At 70.9% G+C, this 16,488-nt stretch carries 13 protein-coding genes; 8 read left to right on the forward strand and 5 right to left on the reverse strand.

Annotated features, from left to right (window positions below):
- The first annotated feature begins 47 nt into the window (after positions 1-47).
- The 5 genes from ASE25_RS16240 (at position 48) to ASE25_RS16260 (ending at position 5,014) form a co-directional block, all read left to right on the forward strand.
- On the forward strand, positions 48-1,640 hold the full coding sequence (locus ASE25_RS16240; protein WP_056774155.1) for a helicase HerA-like domain-containing protein: 1,593 nt from the start codon (positions 48-50) through the stop codon (positions 1,638-1,640).
- A 78-nt stretch (positions 1,641-1,718) separates the two neighbouring features.
- Entirely contained in the window at positions 1,719-2,222 is a 504-nt protein-coding gene (locus ASE25_RS16245; protein ID WP_056826625.1) for an RNA polymerase sigma factor, read from the forward strand.
- Positions 2,215-3,288, forward strand: a complete 1,074-nt coding sequence (locus ASE25_RS16250; RefSeq protein ID WP_056826627.1) for a hypothetical protein — start codon at positions 2,215-2,217, stop codon at positions 3,286-3,288. The genes ASE25_RS16245 and ASE25_RS16250 overlap by 8 nt, the downstream gene beginning before the upstream one ends.
- Before the next feature lie 132 nt (positions 3,289-3,420).
- Positions 3,421-3,933 carry an RNA polymerase sigma factor gene (locus ASE25_RS16255; RefSeq protein WP_056774164.1) on the forward strand — a complete coding sequence of 171 codons (513 nt, stop codon included), beginning with the start codon at positions 3,421-3,423 and terminating at the stop codon, positions 3,931-3,933.
- Positions 3,926-5,014, forward strand: coding sequence for a hypothetical protein (locus ASE25_RS16260; protein ID WP_056826629.1), 1,089 nt, complete (start codon positions 3,926-3,928; stop codon positions 5,012-5,014). Before ASE25_RS16255 ends, ASE25_RS16260 begins: the two co-directional genes overlap by 8 nt.
- A gap of 81 nt (positions 5,015-5,095) precedes the next feature.
- Here the strand turns inward: ASE25_RS16260 and ASE25_RS16265 are convergent, their stop codons facing one another.
- The 5 genes from ASE25_RS16265 to ASE25_RS16280 all read right to left on the reverse strand — a co-directional run bounded on the left by ASE25_RS16265 (position 5,096) and on the right by ASE25_RS16280 (position 12,109).
- Positions 5,096-5,932: a helix-turn-helix transcriptional regulator gene (locus ASE25_RS16265; protein ID WP_056774171.1), complete on the reverse strand. Its 837-nt coding sequence runs from the start codon at positions 5,930-5,932 to the stop codon at positions 5,096-5,098.
- Between the two features lie 42 nt (positions 5,933-5,974).
- Positions 5,975-8,611 carry an adenylate/guanylate cyclase domain-containing protein gene (locus ASE25_RS16270; RefSeq protein ID WP_056826630.1) on the reverse strand — a complete coding sequence of 879 codons (2,637 nt, stop codon included), beginning with the start codon at positions 8,609-8,611 and terminating at the stop codon, positions 5,975-5,977.
- A 309-nt stretch (positions 8,612-8,920) separates the two neighbouring features.
- A complete protein-coding gene (locus ASE25_RS22875) occupies positions 8,921-9,151 on the reverse strand; it encodes a hypothetical protein (protein ID WP_157623467.1) in 231 nt (76 codons plus the stop codon).
- A gap of 276 nt (positions 9,152-9,427) precedes the next feature.
- Complete coding sequence (locus ASE25_RS16275; RefSeq protein ID WP_056826632.1) at positions 9,428-10,075, reverse strand: response regulator transcription factor; 648 nt, start codon at positions 10,073-10,075, stop codon at positions 9,428-9,430.
- 162 nt (positions 10,076-10,237) lie between these two features.
- Positions 10,238-12,109, reverse strand: coding sequence for a histidine kinase (locus ASE25_RS16280; RefSeq protein WP_056826634.1), 1,872 nt, complete (start codon positions 12,107-12,109; stop codon positions 10,238-10,240).
- A 303-nt stretch (positions 12,110-12,412) separates the two neighbouring features.
- Between ASE25_RS16280 and ASE25_RS16285 the strand changes: the two genes are divergently transcribed.
- The 3 genes from ASE25_RS16285 to ASE25_RS16295 are packed head-to-tail and all read left to right on the forward strand — an operon-like array spanning position 12,413 to position 16,035.
- Positions 12,413-14,164 carry a TRAP transporter substrate-binding protein gene (locus ASE25_RS16285; RefSeq protein ID WP_162260615.1) on the forward strand — a complete coding sequence of 584 codons (1,752 nt, stop codon included), beginning with the start codon at positions 12,413-12,415 and terminating at the stop codon, positions 14,162-14,164.
- An 11-nt stretch (positions 14,165-14,175) separates the two neighbouring features.
- Positions 14,176-14,514, forward strand: a complete 339-nt coding sequence (locus ASE25_RS16290) for a response regulator transcription factor (protein WP_200959141.1) — start codon at positions 14,176-14,178, stop codon at positions 14,512-14,514.
- Between the two features lie 3 nt (positions 14,515-14,517).
- Positions 14,518-16,035, forward strand: coding sequence for a sensor histidine kinase (locus tag ASE25_RS16295; protein ID WP_056826637.1), 1,518 nt, complete (start codon positions 14,518-14,520; stop codon positions 16,033-16,035).
- The last annotated feature ends 453 nt before the right edge of the window (positions 16,036-16,488 follow it).

The following is a 16,488-nucleotide window of genomic DNA, read 5'->3' on the forward strand; positions in this document are numbered from 1 at the left end:
TCAGCATAGGCGTCGAACGTGGACGACCGGCCACTAGAGTTCGAACCGTGACCGAGACTGCAGGCTCAGGAGCCCCTCAGACGGGCGGCACGGGCGACACGAGCCAGATCGACGAGATCCGGGCCGGCTACGCGTTCGACGGAGGGGTGCTCAAGCTCGGCGCCGCCGTCGTCGACGGCCAGGCCCATGCTGACGCCCCGGTGCAGATCCCGCTCAGCGTCCTCAACCGCCACGGCCTCGTCGCGGGCGCGACCGGCACCGGCAAGACCAAGACGCTCCAGCTCATGGCGGAGCAGCTGTCGGACCAGGGCGTCCCGGTCTTCCTCGCCGACATGAAGGGTGACCTGTCGGGTCTCGCGACACCCGGCGAGGGCGGCGACAAGATCACCAGCCGCGCGGCCGACGTCGGCATGCCGTGGACGGCGACGGCATACCCCACCGAGTTCTACTCGCTCGGCGGCAAGGGTGACGGCATCGCGATCCGCGCCACGATCACGGGCTTCGGCCCGACCCTGCTCAGCAAGGTCCTCGGCCTCAACGACACGCAGGAGAGCAGCCTCGGGCTGATCTTCCACTACGCCGACAAGAACGGCCTCGCGCTCCTCGACCTCAAGGACCTCCGCGCGGTCATCAGCCACCTGACCTCCGACGAGGGCAAGGCCGACCTCAAGGACCTCGGCGGCCTCTCGAGCGCGACGGCGGGCGTCATCCTGCGCAACCTCATCACCTTCGAGGACCAGGGCGCCGGCGCCTTCTTCGGCGAGCCCGAGTTCGAGACGAGCGACCTGCTGCGCACCGCTCCCGACGGCAAGGGGATCATCTCCTGTCTCGAGCTGCCGCAGGTCCAGGACCGACCGCAGCTCTTCTCGACCTTCCTCATGTGGATGCTCGCCGACCTCTTCCACGACCTGCCCGAGGAGGGCGACGTCGACAAGCCGAAGCTCGTCTTCTTCTTCGACGAGGCGCACCTGCTCTTCAACGACGCGAGCAAGGCGTTCCTGCAGGCCATCGAGCAGACGGTGCGGCTCATCCGCTCCAAGGGCATCGGCGTCTTCTTCGTGACGCAGTCTCCCAAGGACGTCCCGTCGGGCGTGCTCGCCCAGCTCGGCAACCGCGTCCAGCACGCCCTGCGCGCCTTCACCCCCGACGACGCCAAGGCGCTCAAGCAGGCGATCGCGACCTACCCGCACACGGCCTACGACATGGAGAAGCTCCTCACGAGCCTCGGCATCGGCGAGGCCGTCGTCACCGTGCTGTCGGACAAGGGCGTGCCGACGCCCGTCGCGTGGACCCGGATGAAGGCCCCGAACTCCCTCATGGACCCCTCGTCGCCCGCGACGATGGATGCCGTCATCGCGGCGTCGCAGCTCAAGACGAAGTATGCCGACGTCGTGGACCGCGAGTCGGCCTACGAGAAGCTGACGGCCCGGTTGCAGGCGGCTCCCGCGACTCCGGCGGCCCCCGCCCCGGCACCCGCCGCCCCGGCCCCCGCGCCCGCGTCGAGTCGCGCCCCCAAGGAGGAGCCGAGCATCATCGCGCAGGTGGCCGGCAGCTCGGCGTTCAAGTCGATGCTCCGGTCGGCCGGCACCGTCATCGGCCGCGAGATCACCCGCAGCATCTTCGGCACCCGCAAACGCTGACCGGCTCCGGAGGCAACCAAACCGCCTCGCCGGGGACTGTTCCGCTGTCAGCATTGACCAGCGGAACCGAGGTGGGCCATGCGCGAGGACGAGGACCCGATCCGAGTCATCTACGACGCGTCGTACCGAAGACTCGTCGGCCAGCTGTATGCCGTGTGCGGCAACCGCGGCGATGCCGAGGACGCCGTGCAGGAGGCCTTCGTGCAGGCGGTCTACCACCGACGTCGTTTCCTCGAGATGGACAAGCCGGAGGCGTGGCTGCGCACCGTGGCCCTCAACCGGATCCGCAAGGGGTGGCGGCGGGGCGCCCTGGCCCGTCGCGTCCTCTCGCGCGGCACGACGGCCCCGCCCACCGCTGACTTCGGGCTCGGCCCCGACCACGTGGCGCTGGTCGCCGCCCTCGGACGCCTGACCCCGGTCCTGCGCGAGACCTTCGTCCTGCACTACGTCGTCGACCTGCCCGTGGCGACCGTGGCCACCGAGCTCAACGTTGCCGAGGGCACCGTCAAGGCGCGCCTGTCACGCAGTCGGGCCCTGCTGGCCGACCTGCTCTCCGACCGGGAAGGAGCCGAGCATGTCTGATCTCACGTCACTGGTCACCGACGTGGCCGAACAGGTCGACGGGCCGACCTTCGAGGAGATCACTCGCCGGGCACGGACCCGGCGGGTACGCCGAGTCACCACCGCTGTCGCGGCGGTCGGGCTGGCTGCCGTGGTCTCGGTCGTCGCGCTCACCTCGACGTCGGGTCGTCCGCGGGCGCTTCCTGCCACACCACAGCCGAGCTCGGTCGCGGTCACGGTGCGGCCTCCCGAGCAGATCGTCAACGGCCGCAACGCCAGCGCGGGGCGCACGTGGACGGCGCCGGAGCGCTCCGGCGAGCTGACGATCCGGGCGTGGTCCCAGTGCGCCGACGAGACGCTGACCGTGCGCGAGTGCGACCCGGGCCGGCGCCTGGGCGCCTGGGAGGTCACCGATGCCTCGGGGCGCCGGGTGCTCGTGCCCTCTGGCCCCGGCGAGGGCCAGGTCTGGTACGCCGGCGGTGGTATCTGGGTGCTCCGGGCCGCCTCACCCGAGGGCTCCCTTCGGTCCCCGATCGTTGCCGCGTCCGCCAGCCTGAGGACACCGGTCACGCTCGCCCCCGATGCGGGCCGCACCATCGGGATGCAGGCTGCCAGAGGTCGGCCGCACGTCGCCTGCCCGGATGAACCGTGGGTCAAGTGCTTGGTCGACGTCTCCGCGGGCACCCTGACGCCCATCACCGATCTCCCGACCGGGGACTGGTCGATCACGAACGCTGCCGGATGGGTGGGGATCCTTCACACCGGGCAGGTGGCCGTCGGCCAGCCGGACGGAAGCCTGCTGCACCTCGATCTGTACGAGGTCCTGGTGAGCCCGACACGTGTGGTCGTCGAGGACGCCCTGGACGGCACGATCGGCTGGTACCTGAGCAACGAGGAGGACGTGCTCCCGACCACCCCGGTGAGGGCCCTGCTCAGCACCGATCGGGGCCGCACGTGGACCCTGAGGTCCGTGCCCGCGACGGCCCAGGCCGCGCGCGACTGGATCACCGAGCCGGGCTTCGACCGGTCCGTGCACCGCGCCGTCCTGCCGGACGACTGGCGCACGTGGCCGGTCATCGCTCGCTAGCAGGCTCGCCGGGCGCCCTGTCTCCTGGGACGGGGCGCTCGGGCAGCAACGGCTCCCCGAACCCATGCAACCGAACGGGCCGCCGGGGACTCGTCCAAGTGGAAGCATCGTGAGGACGGCAGGTGGACGCTCATGGACGAGAGCAGCGACGGTGACCCGGTCCGGGTCGTCTACGACCTGTCGTACCGGCGACTCGTGACGCAGCTGGCGGCGCTGTGCGGCAACCTCCCCGAGGCGGAGGACATCGTGCAGGAGGCCTTCGTCACGGCCATGACGCACCGTCGCGACTTCGTCGAGGTCTCCAACAAGGAGGCCTGGCTGCGCACCGTGGCGGTCAACCTGCTGCGGAACCGCTGGCGCCGGGCCCGGGTCACGGCACGTGCCCTGCCGAAGTTCCGCGCCGAGCTGAGCATCGACCTCGGCCCCGGCACTCCGGAGGACCACGTCGCCATCGTGTACGCGTTGAGCCAGCTGAGCCTGCCGGTGCGGATCACCGTCGTGCTCCACTACATCGCCGATCTCAGCGTGGCGCAGGTCGCCACCGAGCTGGCCGTGCCCGAGGGCACGGTCAAGGCGCGGCTCGCGCGAGCCCGGGTCCAGATGGCCGGGCACCTCATCGACCGCGAGGAGGCGGACCATGTCTGACCTGACCACCTTCGCCCGCGACACCGAGCGCCGCGTGGCCCAGCCTCCCTTCGAGACCCTGCTCTGGCGGCAGCGCCGGGTGCGTCGCCGTCGCGCGGCGTGGGTCTCGGCCGCGGCGGTCGCCGCCGTCCTCGCGCTCGCGTTCGCCGTGTCGGGCCTCGGTCGCCTCGGCGCCCAGAGTCTCCCGGCCGCCCCGACCCCACGGTTGACGTCGGTGAGCGTCCCCGACTGGACCGCCGACGAGGTCGTCGGGCACCCGGACGCCTTCGTCGCCGCCCAGCTCGAGTCCCGCACGGACCGGCGGATCGTGCTCACGGTCTGGAAGCGCTGCGTCGCCCCTCGCCCCGACCACGACTGCCTCGGCCGGGAGGCCATCGCCGTCGTCGACGGGACCGACGACCGGTTCCTCGTGCTCGGGGCCGTCACCGGGTCGAGTGAGCAGCCCTCGATGGGCGGTCCGGGGCTGTACCGCGAGGTCGGCGACGGAGTCTGGTACTGGGCGCACCGAGGACCGGGCCCCTACCTGCTCTCGGCGACGATGCGCCAGCCCGTGGCGCTCACCGTCATGGACCACCCCGTGGCCCCGCCCTTCGGGACGTCGACGGTCGAGTGCGCCGACGGGGCCGGTCTGTGCACGCTCGACGTCAACGCCAGGACGCTGGAGCGGCTGGCCGTGCCGAACGTGCCGGACGGCCACACGAGGTGGGCCACGCCGACCTCGAAGGGCTGCGGCATCTGGGGCCTGACCGGCGCCGGCGGGGACCTGCGCCTCGTCATCCAGCAGCGCGACGGCTCCTTCGCATCGGCCGACCTCCCCGGCGACGCGACGCCGACGTCGCTCGCCGAAGGTGGCGCCGAGTGCGAGGTCGCCTACTACCAGTCGACCGCGGACACACAGGACCAGCTCGTCGTCAGCCTCGACCAGGGGTCGACGTGGCAGGCACGTCGAGCGCCTCTGCCTCAGCTGAGCGGCAACATCGAGGAGAAGCCCCGCCTGCGGGTGCTCATCCCTCCGCGGTGGGCGGCCCTGCCCGAGGTCACGAGCCCCTCCGGACTCCCGGGTCCACTGAAGCCCCTCTGAGGCGCCGGCCGACGGGCGTCACTCGACCGGCGTCACTCGACCGGCGTCACTCGACCGGCGTCACTCGACCGGTGTCCTCGGCTAGGCGTCGAACTCGACGTCGTCGAGGTCCCCGTCGACGTCCGCGAAGTAGCTGATGACGCGGATGTCGGGCTCGTCGAGCACCTGCAGGACGAGCTGGCGCAGCTGGATGACCTGCCCGGTGTCGAGACGGATCCGCTTGGTGCGGCCCCGGGTCGGGTCGCTGTCGTGCCGCTCCCACCACTCGACGGTGTCGGGGTTGGTCTTGAAGATCTCGTCGAGGATCCGCTTGAACGACGGGTCGTCCGGGTGTCGTGCGTACGCCTCACGGAAGAGCGCGAGCTGGTCGGCCGCCTCCTGCTCCCAGTCGACGAAGAGGCTCCGGGCCGCCGGGTCGCAGCAGTAGAACCACAGCAGGTTGCGCTCGCGCTTGCTCCGCTTGCTCTCCCAGTCGGTGAAGAGCTGGCAGGCGGTGTGGTTGGCGCCCAGCACGTCCCAGCGAGCGCCGACGACGTAGGCCGGGTTCGGGTCGATGGAGTCGAGCAGCTCCTCGAGCTCCTCGGTCAGCTCCTCCGGCGCCTGCGGCCGACGTGACGGCGTGCCCGTCGCGAGCGCGTGCAGGTGCGACCGGCCGTCGGCGTTGAGCTTGAGCGCGCGGGCGAGGCCCTCGATGACGCTCTTGCTCGGGCGCAGGTCGCGGCCGCGCTCGATGATGTCGTAGTACGCGACGGAGATGTTCGCGAGCTCGGCCACCTCGGTGCGGCTCAGACCCACCCGGCGCCGACCCTTGGCCCGCTTGATGCCGACCTCTTCCGGGGCGAGCTCGTGCCGGCGCGCGCGAAGGAACTCGCCCAGGGGGGAGGGGGTGCGCACGCTGAGCGGGACGTCCGTGGTCATGGCGCTCATCCTGCCAGTGGTGAGCCGCTCCGGGGCGTCGGGTCAGACGTCGTCCAGCGCAACGAGCAGGTCCTCGACCGAGGACCCCCGGCCGGTCCGGATCTCGCGCGCCCAGTCCTCGGCGGAGATGAGTCCCTCCACGGCAGCCCAGGCCTCGGCCTGCTCCTCCTCCTGGTAGGGGTTCGGCAACGACAGGCGGTCCCTCAGGGCCTCCTCGGCACCGATGAGGTGCGCGGCACGCACCGGGTCCCGCAGGCCGATGAGGATGTTCATGTACGTGTCGGCGAACGCCATCGTGAGGTTCGGGCTGCGCAGCCCCACGATCCGGTCGACGAGCGACCGGGCGAGCCGGGCGGCCTCCTCCGGGCGCCCGCTCGCCGCCAGCAGGTGGGCGAGGTTCTGGCCCTGGACCGCGGCCTCGTGCACGTCACCGGCCGCGGTGACGATCTCGATGGCCTCGTTCGTCAGCTCCTCGGCCCGTGCGTAGTGACCGAGCTCCTCCTCCACCCCGGCGAGGTTGCCCAGTGCGCGGGTGAGCCTGAGCGGGTTGCCGATCCGCCGGTGCAGCACCAGGGAGTCCTCGAACGTCCGACGTGCGGTGTCGACGTGACCCTGGTGCAGCCGGGCCGTCCCGACGATCCCCATCGCGAAGGCCTCCCGCTCCTCGTCCGCGACTGCTCGGGCCATCGTCAGGCTCCGCGCCGCGACGTCAGCGGCGCGGCCGGGCTCCCCACGGGCGATGAGGAGGTTGGCGTAGGCCCCGAGGCACTCGGCGACATCTCCGGACGCCGTGCCCCCGGCGCGCTCCAGGGCGAACTCGAGCCAGCGGCATCCCTCGAGGACGTATCCGCCCGTGTACCAGAGCCATCCGAGCGAGGTCGCCAGCTGGAGGGCGGTTGCCGTCGCCGTGACGTCGACGCCCTCGGTCGCCCCGCCGTGGCGAAGACCCCAGGTCAGGGCCTCCCGGAAGTTGTCGAGCTCGGCCTCCGCCTGGGCCAGAGCCAGCAGGTGGTCGGAGTCACGGGTCACCTTGAGCCGCTCGGCGACGTCGAGGTGGTGGGCGGCGTGCGCCGAACGCGCCTCGTCGAGCTGGCCCGTGCCGCGCAGCTCCGCCAACGCGAAGGACCGGATCGTCTCGAGCAGGGTGATGCGCGGCTCCCCGTCGGGCGCCTCGGACACGATCACGAGACTGGCGTCGACGAGGTCGGCGACGAGGTCCAGGGGATCTGCCGAGCGGTCGCCCGTCGCGGCGGGCAGCGCGACCGCCGCCACCGACTCGAGGGCGGCCCCACCGGCGAACACCCCGAGCCGCCGGAAGAACGCCTGGTCGTTCTCGGGGAGCAGGTCGTAGGACCAGGCGATGGTCTCGCGCAGTGTCCGGTGCCTCAACGGCCCCTGCCTGCTCGTCGAGGGGAGGTCGAGCGTCGTGTCGATCCGACGCAGGAGCGCCTGCGGTCCGAGCAGTCGGGTCCGCGCGGCGGACAGCTCGATGGCCAAGGGCAGCCCGTCGAGGCCCCGGCAGATGGCGACCACCGCGTCGACGTTCTCCGGCGTCAGCCGGAAGTCCGGGCGCACGCTGTGGGCCTGCTGCAGGAACAGCTGCACCGCCGGGGACTCCTCGGCGGCTGCCACGGTCGATCGGCTCGGCAGACCCAGGGGCGGCACCGGGTAGAGGTGCTCCCCCGGCACCGCCAGCGACCGGCGCGAGGTCGCCACGACCGCCGAGCGGGGCGCCGCCTCCAGCAGCTCCGAGACGACGTCGTCGGCCTGGACGAGCTGCTCGAGACTGTCCAGGACGAAGAGCGCAGCCCGGCTCGCGACCTGCCCGAACACGCGCGGCGGCTGACGGGTGCTCCGCGGCACCTCGAGAACGTCACCGAGCGTCGTCCACGCCACCTCCGGTGTGGTCGCCGACGCGAGGGGCACGAAGAAGACCCCGTCGGGGAAGGCCGTCACGAGCTTCTTCGCCACCTCGATCGCGAGGCGCGTCTTGCCCGAGCCTCCCGGCCCGCTCAGCGTGACCAGTCGGATCTCGGGCGACCGCACCAGGTCGACCAGCTCCGCGACCGCGTGCTCACGTCCGACCAGATGGGTCGCCGGAACCGGGAGGCGGGAGGCCGCGCCCAGCGTCCGGAGCGCAGGGAAGTCGACCTGCAGGCCGTCGACGGTGAGCTGGAAGAGCCGCTCCGGCTCCGGGATGTCCTTGAGGCGGTGGAGGCCGAGATCCCTCAGCCCGACACCGTCGGGCAGGGCGTCTCGAGCGAGCTCCGCGGCCACGGACGACAGGACCGCCTGCCCGCCGTGGGCGGACGAGGCGATGCGGGCCGCGCGGTGCACGTCCATCCCCACGTAGTCGTCGTCGTGGACCTGTGGCGACCCGGTGTGGATGCCCATGCGGACGCGGACCCTCTCGTCGCCGGGCCACCCGTGGCTCTCGAGCCCGCGCTGGGCCTGGGTAGCCGCCCTCACGGCGCCCTCGGCCGTCGGGAACACCACGAAGAAGCTGTCCCCCTCGGTGCCCATCTCGGTGCCCCCGTGCGCCGACCACGCGGAGCGCAGCACGTCACGGTGCCCGTCCAGCGCGTCGGTGTACCTGCGCCCCAGCCGGCCCAGCATCAGGGTCGAGCCCTCGATGTCGGAGAACAGCATCGTCACCGTCCCGGACGGCAGCTCGCGCACGGCGCCTCCCTCCCACTCTGCCGTTCCGAGCGTGGGCGCTGCGATCGCGGCGCGTCAAGGACTTCACGGAAGAGGGCCGCTGCCGACACTGCTCGCGTATGCCGCCCGTCCCCGGTCACCGGTCACCTGAGCCCGCGTCCCTGCCGATGCAACCGGACGGCACACCCGGGGTTCGTGTGGGTGGGGACGTGGAACGCAGGGGGACGCGCCGGCCGGGCGAACAGGCAGCGTGCCGGCGGAGGCATCCACGGTTCCGTGGTGGATCGCCGGCACCGGGTGCCGGCGATCCACCACGCTCCTCGGCATCGCTCAGAGCGCTGCGTGACCGACGTTGGTCAACAGGACGATCTCGTTGTGGATGCTGGGCTTGTCCGACGTCCCCGCCTGTGCGTAGGCCTCGGTCAGCTCGTCGATCGCCACCTGCACCATGTCGGGAGCGTTCCGCGATGGCGGATCCGGAACCGGCGAGGCGGCAGCGGCAGCGGGCAGTGCCAGCAGGCCGGAGGCGATGACTGCGAAGACAGCTCTGCGAGCGTTCATGACATTCTCCTGAGATACGAGTTCGCTTGCAGATCAAGCGATGTGGGGACAAGTGCGAACACATCCAGAGTCGCCTCCAAGACCCCTGACCCACATTCGGAGAATCACTCGAACCGGGCGCCGCGGCCTTGGGGTTTCCCCTCATCGGGCATCGCAAAGGCCTCGAAGGGCGCCATCGCCGTGGGTGCGCGCGTGACCGCGGAAGGCGGAGTGCACCCTCGACGGGCCTCCGCCCAAGCCGGTCGACCCCTTCCTGCTGACGGCCTGATCTCGACGTCAGGCGCTGCGCAGGAAGGTCAGAACGGCCAGGACGCGGCGGTTGCTCTCCGGCGACTCGTCGAGCCCCAGCTTGGTGAAGATCTGGCGGACATGCGCCTCGACCGTGCGGTCGGTGATGAACAGCCGTCTGCTGATGCCTTGGTTGGTCAAGCCCTCAGCGACGAGAGCAAGCACCTCGCGCTCCCGCACGCTGAGCTCGTGGAGGGGGTCGGCATCGCGGTGCTTGTGCAGCAGGCGCGCGACGATCGTCGGGTCGATCACCGTCTCCGCCTCCGCCACCCGTCGCAGGCTGTCGACGAGGACGTCGCCCGAGTAGACCCTCTCCTTGAGGACGTAACCGATCCCTTCGGGCTGGTCCTGGATGAGACGCATCGCATATGCCGACTCGACGAAGTGGGACAGCACGAGGACGCCGATGTCCGGGAACTCGGACCGGATGGCGGCGGCCGCGACCAGGCCCTCGTCGGTGTGCGTCGGAGGCATGCGGATGTCGACGACGCAGACGTCCGGACGGTGGGCTCGCACCAGGTGAAGGAGCGCCGAGGCGTCGGCCGCCTGGCCGACGACCTCGACCCCGCCGGAACGCAGCAGTGCGACGACGCCTTCGCGCGTCAAGAGTGTGTCGTCTGCAACAACGGCTCGCATGCAACCTCCGCTCGGAGGCCAGTCCGACACCGACCTCAGCAGTCGCCCTGGCCACCCAGCCAGTGTGGCAGCGCCATCGCCCGAGGACTCGCGGTTGACTCGGAACGTGCGCCCCGGCCTGGGGACCACCCTGGGAGCGGCAGGCGAGGCGACGTCGCCGGCTCAGGTCCGCACGCCATCGGCGGGTTCCGTCTCGGGCGACGCGTCCAACGCCAGCGGCAGCGCCAGGTCGATGCGGACACCTCCGTCCACCTGCGTCGACACGAGGCGCCCGCCGATCGCGGCCACCCGGTCCTCGAGAAATGCGAGGTCCCAGCTGGCGTCCGCGACGTCCGCGACGTCCGCGCGGACGCGGAGCCATCCCCCGTCGCTTGTCGCGCGTACCGTCGTGGGGCCCCGTGCCGCGGCGGTCGCGACGACGACGTATGCCGTTGCCTCGACCGCCGCCGGAAGCCGACCCTCCGGGGCGGCCATGACCTGCAGGGGCCGTGTTTCGCTCAGCGCCTCCCACGCGCCGGCGAGCCCCTCGGTCACCAGGACGTTCGGGAACAACCCCGCGGCCAGCTCCCGGAGGTCGCGCACCGCCTGCTGGACCTCTGCCTCCGCCGCGTCCACCGTCCTGACCAGGTCGTGCTGGTCTTCGCCGACGCTCGATCGCAGGAGGCGCAGACCCAGCAGGAGACCGATGAGACGTTGTTGTGCGCCGTCGTGGAGGTCGCGTTCCAGTCGGCGCCGCTCGCGGTCGCCCGCCTCGATGATCCGGACCCGCGACTCGGCGAGGGCCCGCACCTGGGCGAGACCCAGAGCGCGTAGCCGCTCGTTCTCGAGCCCCAAACGAGCCGCGGTCACGACCTCCCGGAGCGCGTCCGGGTTGTCGAACAGCCCCGGACGGTGCACCAGGACAGCGATCTCGTCGCCGTCGTTCGCGAGCCGGCTGGTGGCTCGTCCGGGGGCCCTCACGTCCACCGTCTCGAGGTCGACGTCGCGGTAGGTGCCGTCGACGGGGTAGCCCACGAGGAGCGACGGGTCGTGCAGCCACGTGGCCAGCGCCTCACGCATACCTCCTGCGGCGGTCTCCCGGTGCAGGTCGACGACGAGGCCCGTCACACCCCGGCGCAGGGATCGTGATCGCAGCAGGCTGAACTCCACCGCGGAGGCCAGTGCGGCCAGACCCACGAGCTGCGCCCACCAGAGACCGTGGTCCGTCGCCGAACCTTCCACGAAGCCGCGATCCAGGCTCAGGCCGAGGTGCGCCGCGACCGCCCCGAGGTACACGACGCCGATCGTCCCCACCGCGCCGCGCGCCCGTCGCGACGCAGGACTCATGCGCACGAGGCCGACGGCGAGGACGACCATCGTGACGATGGTCCACGCGAGGCAGGCACCGATCGCGAGCCGCGAGGATGTTGCGGCCACGTCCGGGTCGTCGTGCAGCAGAAGCAGATTCGTCGGGCAGTCCGAGCAGCCTTGGGCCTGTAGGTCGAAGAACAGCGTGGGCACGAGTCCCAGTGCACCGACGAACAGGAGTGCTCCCGTCGCGAGCAGGTAGCGCTCCGCTCGCGCGTCCACCCGTCCGGACGGAAAGGCGAGGATCGCCCAGGTCACGGCGACCGGAACGGCGACCGCGAGAACCAGACCCACCGTGAACACCGCCACGGAGAGAACGCCGGCCGCCGTGGCCCCCGGGATGTCCCACTCGGTCACCAGCACCAGGCTCGCGACGAGGACGAGACGCCGGCCGAACGCGTTCTCAGGTCTGGACAGCCGATGGACGATGCCGACGGCCGTGAGCCATGCCACGGTGCAGTAGAGGACGAGCCCGGACCGGACCGACTCGCCACTGTCCGAGAAGCCCGGCGACGCGGCCACGATGCGTGTCGTGAGCCATGCGAGCCCCCCGACCATGCCCAGGGTCGCGACGGACCGGTAGATCGGGGCGGGATCGACGGACCCCGCCCAGCGTGGCGCGTGTCCGCCTGCGACGCCCCCGGCGGCCGGGAGGTAGGTCTGTCGGGCGCTCTGCCGAGCCCTCATGCCACCCAGCGTCCACCCGAGATGCACCTCGCGACTCAGGGTTGGCACTGATTCGCTCGACCGATTGGCCGGACGACACTGGCGTGGGAGCGAGACAATGGACCGTTGAGGCACCGAAGGGACGTGCCGACCATGACCCGGAACACGACATCGACCACAGGGACCATGCCGACTGTCCTGAGAGCCGGTCGCGTGGTGACCAGGTCGAGCTGGGCGCTCCTGGCCGCCGTGGCGGTGGTCGCTGCCGGATGCACGACGACGGAACCAGACCGGGCCGGTGGCCGAGGCCTCCAGAAGGTGACCATGCTGGAGATCGCCCAGCCCGACCAAGCCGCTCCCGCGCAGGTGCAGGCGTATGCCGCAGAGGTGAACACGCAGTCGCACGGGTCCCTCCGCCTTCACTTCGACGACGCCTGGCGTCAGGGCGAGATCGGTTTCGAGAAGAACACCCTCGAAGACGTGACGCGCCGTCGCGTCCCGGGTGCCTGGGTCGGCGTGCGGTCGCTCGACCTGATCGGCGTGACCTCGTTCCAACCGTTGCTGGCCCCGCTGCTCGTCGACAGCCACGACGTGCAGGATCGCATCTTCTCGGAGGGCATCCCGCTCGAGATGGCCCGCGGCCTCGAAGGGCACGGCCTGGTGTCGGTCGCCGTCCTGCCTGGTCCGATGCGCAAGGTGCTCGGCGTGCGCAGGCCGTTCCGAGAGCCCGTGGACTTCTGGGGCGCCGACCTCGGGGTCCAGGGCGGCGACATACCGGAGGCCACGGCGAAGGCACTCGGGGCGACCTTCACACGTATGACGTCCGGAGTAACCCTCGCCGGGCTCGACGCGTACGAGCAACAGGTCGACAGCATCTTCGGCCGCTTCTACGGACTCGAGGCGAAGTACGTCACCGCGAACGTCAACCTCTGGCCGGCAGCCATGACCGTGGTCCTCAACGAAGCGGTCTACCGTGAGCTGACCGACGCCCAACGTGAGGTCCTGCGCACGGCCGCGACGACCGCGATCCCAGAGGCTCTCGACGCAGCCAGGACGGAGGACGTCTCCGCCGTCGCCAAGCTGTGTGGTCAGGGTGTTGCGTTCCCGGCCTCGTCGGACCTTCAGCTCGCCGCCCTGCGCAAGGCCGTCCAGCCGGTCTACGACGAGATCGCCGCGGGCGACCCGGGCAGCGCCGGCATGCTCGACCGGCTGGCCGGCCTGAAAGCTGACGTCGCCGCGGGGCCGGACCTTTCGGCCTGTCCCACGCCGGCAGCCGGTTCAGGCCGCGGGTCGTTCCCCGAGGGAACCTACGAGATGGTGCTCGACAACGATGCACGATGGCAGTGCCCGGGCGGTCCGAGGCAGGGCACGCCGGGCCGGAGGTCCTGGTTCTCGCTCGAGGTGGGTGGCGGCCAGGTCACCATTCGCCAGCGCGTCGACAGTCAGACGGCGCCCAAGGAGGTCGCGTACAACGGCGTGTACTCCCGCCTGCACGACCATGTCCGGATCAACACCCTCGACGCCAAGTGGTCCTTCGACGGGACTGAGCTGCGGCTGAGCGACATGACCGGTGGTTCGTGCGGGGACACCGTCATCTGGACGGCCAAGCCCTGGGTCCGGCGAGCCGACTCGGCTCAGCCGGGCGCGTCGGTGGTTCCGGACGGCACCTACGAGACGGTGCTGTCTCCAGGAGATCGCCACCTTTGTGACGGCCAGCTGGGTGAATACCTTCTCAACAGGGAGCTCTTCGTCCCGGAGGACCACCCCCGAACCTGGTATCTGAACTTCACTCTCGATGGCGGAGTGGTGACGGAGCACGAGAGCGAAGTCAGCCGTACGGCGATCGCCCGCATGGGATGGGTGGGCAGCTACCGCGTCCACGGCAACACTTTCGAGCTGACCGATCTCAGGAGCACAGCGAACTATCCGGCCGGCACCGACCGCCGCGGCCCCATGACCGCTACCTTCACGTTCGTCGGCAAGACCCTGACGCTCAAACCCGTGGGATCCTGGCGGTGTGAGAGCCGGGTCCTGTGGACCCGCCACCCGTGGACCCTGGTGAAGAGGGCGCCATGACACCTACGCTCGTGATCATCGACGACCACGACGGCTTCCGGGCCTGCGCCAGAGCGCTGCTCGAGGCGGAGGGTTACGACGTCGTCGGAGAAGCCGCCGACGGTTCCTCGGGTGCTGAGCTGGTCGGCCGCCTGCAGCCCGACGTCGTCCTGCTCGACATCGTCCTTCCCGACGTCGACGGGTTCGCGGTGTCCGAGCGCATTGCCGGCTGCGCGCCTCACTGTGCGGTCGTGCTGACGTCGACTCGCAGCCGCAGATCCTACGGAGCGCGCGTCGCCGCCGTCCGCGCTCGCGGCTTCGTCGGCAAGAGCGAGCTCAGCGGCGCTGCGCTGGACATGCTGACCGGGTGACTCATGGCCGGGAGCCAGTTCATCCAAGCCGTCGACCTCCTGGTCGGTGTGGTCGTGATCTCCGCCGGCCTGGCATCGATGCGGTCCGGCAGGGTCGCCCACTTGATGCTGCTCGTCGGCGCGACGTGGCTGGTCGGCAACGTCTTCTCCGCAGCCGTCTTCCTTCACCGCGGTCCGCTGGTGCAGCTGCACCTCACCTATCCCACCGGGCACGCGAGGCGCCGCTACGTCGTGGTCGTCGTCGGGGCGGCATACGTCCTGGGCATCATCGAGGTGTTCGTGCCCACAGCCGCGCTCACCCTCTCACTCGCGCTCTTGGTCGCCGCGACAGCGATCGACGTCTTCGTGCGCACCACGGGCACCGCCCGCAAAGCGGGGCGGCCGGCACTGTGGGCGGCCCTCGGGTTCTCCGCCGTGCTGGTGACGAGCGCTCTCAACCAGCTACTCGCCTGGAACATCGACGTGCCCGTCCTGCTGGCATACGACGGTGTGGTCGCCGGCGCCGTCGTCGTGCTGGCTGCCGACCTGCGGTGGGGTCGCTGGACCGAGTCGACCCTGAGCGACCTCGTGGCCGACCTCGGCAGGACCTCCGACACGAGCGGGCTGGCGGGACGGCTGCAGCAAGCACTGGGCGACCCGGGGCTCACGGTCGGCTACTGGATCCCGGAGCGGGCGTCCTACGTCGATGACCAGGGTGAGCCGATCGACCTGCCGGCGCCGGACGGCGGTCGCACGGCCACCCCGATCGACGACGACGGGAGGCATGTCGCCGTGCTGGTCCACGACCGGGCACTGCTCGAGGACCCCCGGCTCGTGAGCGGCGTGGCGACGGCGGCCCGGCTCGCGATGACCAACGCGCAGATGCTCGCTGACATCCGCTCCCGGGTCGGCGACCTCACGCAGTCCCGGCAACGCATCGTCGAGGCCGTCGGCGACGAGCGCGCACGGATCGCCGACGAGCTCGACGGCGGGGCCCAACGACGACTCGCCCGCGTCGCCGACATCCTGGACCACGCTGCGGCTGCCGACCTCTCGGGCAATCGACACCTCGCGCTGGTACGTGCGGAGGTCGTGCGGGCGCAGGACGACCTGACGAGTTTCGTCCGTGGAGTCCGCCCCCTGACCCTCGTCGAGGGCGGCCTCGACGCGGCTGTCCGTGACATGGCCGGGCACTTTCCGTTCCACGTGGAGGTACGCGTCGACGTGGGACGGCTTCCCGACGCCATCGAGGGAGCGTTGCTCTTCTTCTGCTCCGAGGCGATGACCAACGTGGCGAAGCACGCCAGTGCGAGCCGGTGCAGGGTGGTCATCACCGCTGGGCCGGACCTGATCGCCGCCGTCGTCGAGGACGACGGGATCGGTGGGGCGGACCCCTTCGGATCAGGCCTGCTCGGCCTCACCGACCGGATCGAGACGATGGGTGGACGCTTGATCGTGAGCAGCCCGGCAGGAGGGGGCACACGTCTCGAAGCGCGGATGCCGCGGCTGGCACGGGAGCGCGAGCGCGGGCGGCTGCGGTGACCCGTCGCGTGCGGGCGGGTTCGTTCCTCCCCCGACCGCCCGCTCCTCCCGAATCCCCCGTGCATCCGCAGGTGCAGAAGGACCCCCGACGAAAAACATGTCGGGGGTCCTTCTGCATCTGGCGGTGGCGGTGGGATTTGAACCCACGGTGGAGTTACCCCCACACACGCTTTCGAGCTCTGGGACCCACCGTTCGTCGGAGTTCCCGAGGGTGATCGCGTGCTCGGGGGTTCCCGGGATGGACTGTCCCGACGCACGCCGGACACGCGCGAATGAGACCGCCATCGAGACCACGGACTGAAACATCGGAGCGCCCGCTGCGTCGAAGGAGCGACGGAAGCAAACGTCCGCAGATGCTTGATATGTGGGTGATCCTTCGGGGTCGCCGACGCTCCTACGTTGGGGTGTCCGTTCTCCTCGAGGAGGCCCCGTATGCCGAGCGTTGTGTCGTGT

It is taken from the genome of Terrabacter sp. Root85, assembly GCF_001429185.1.
In the GTDB taxonomy this organism is placed as follows: Bacteria; Actinomycetota; Actinomycetes; order Actinomycetales; family Dermatophilaceae; genus Terrabacter.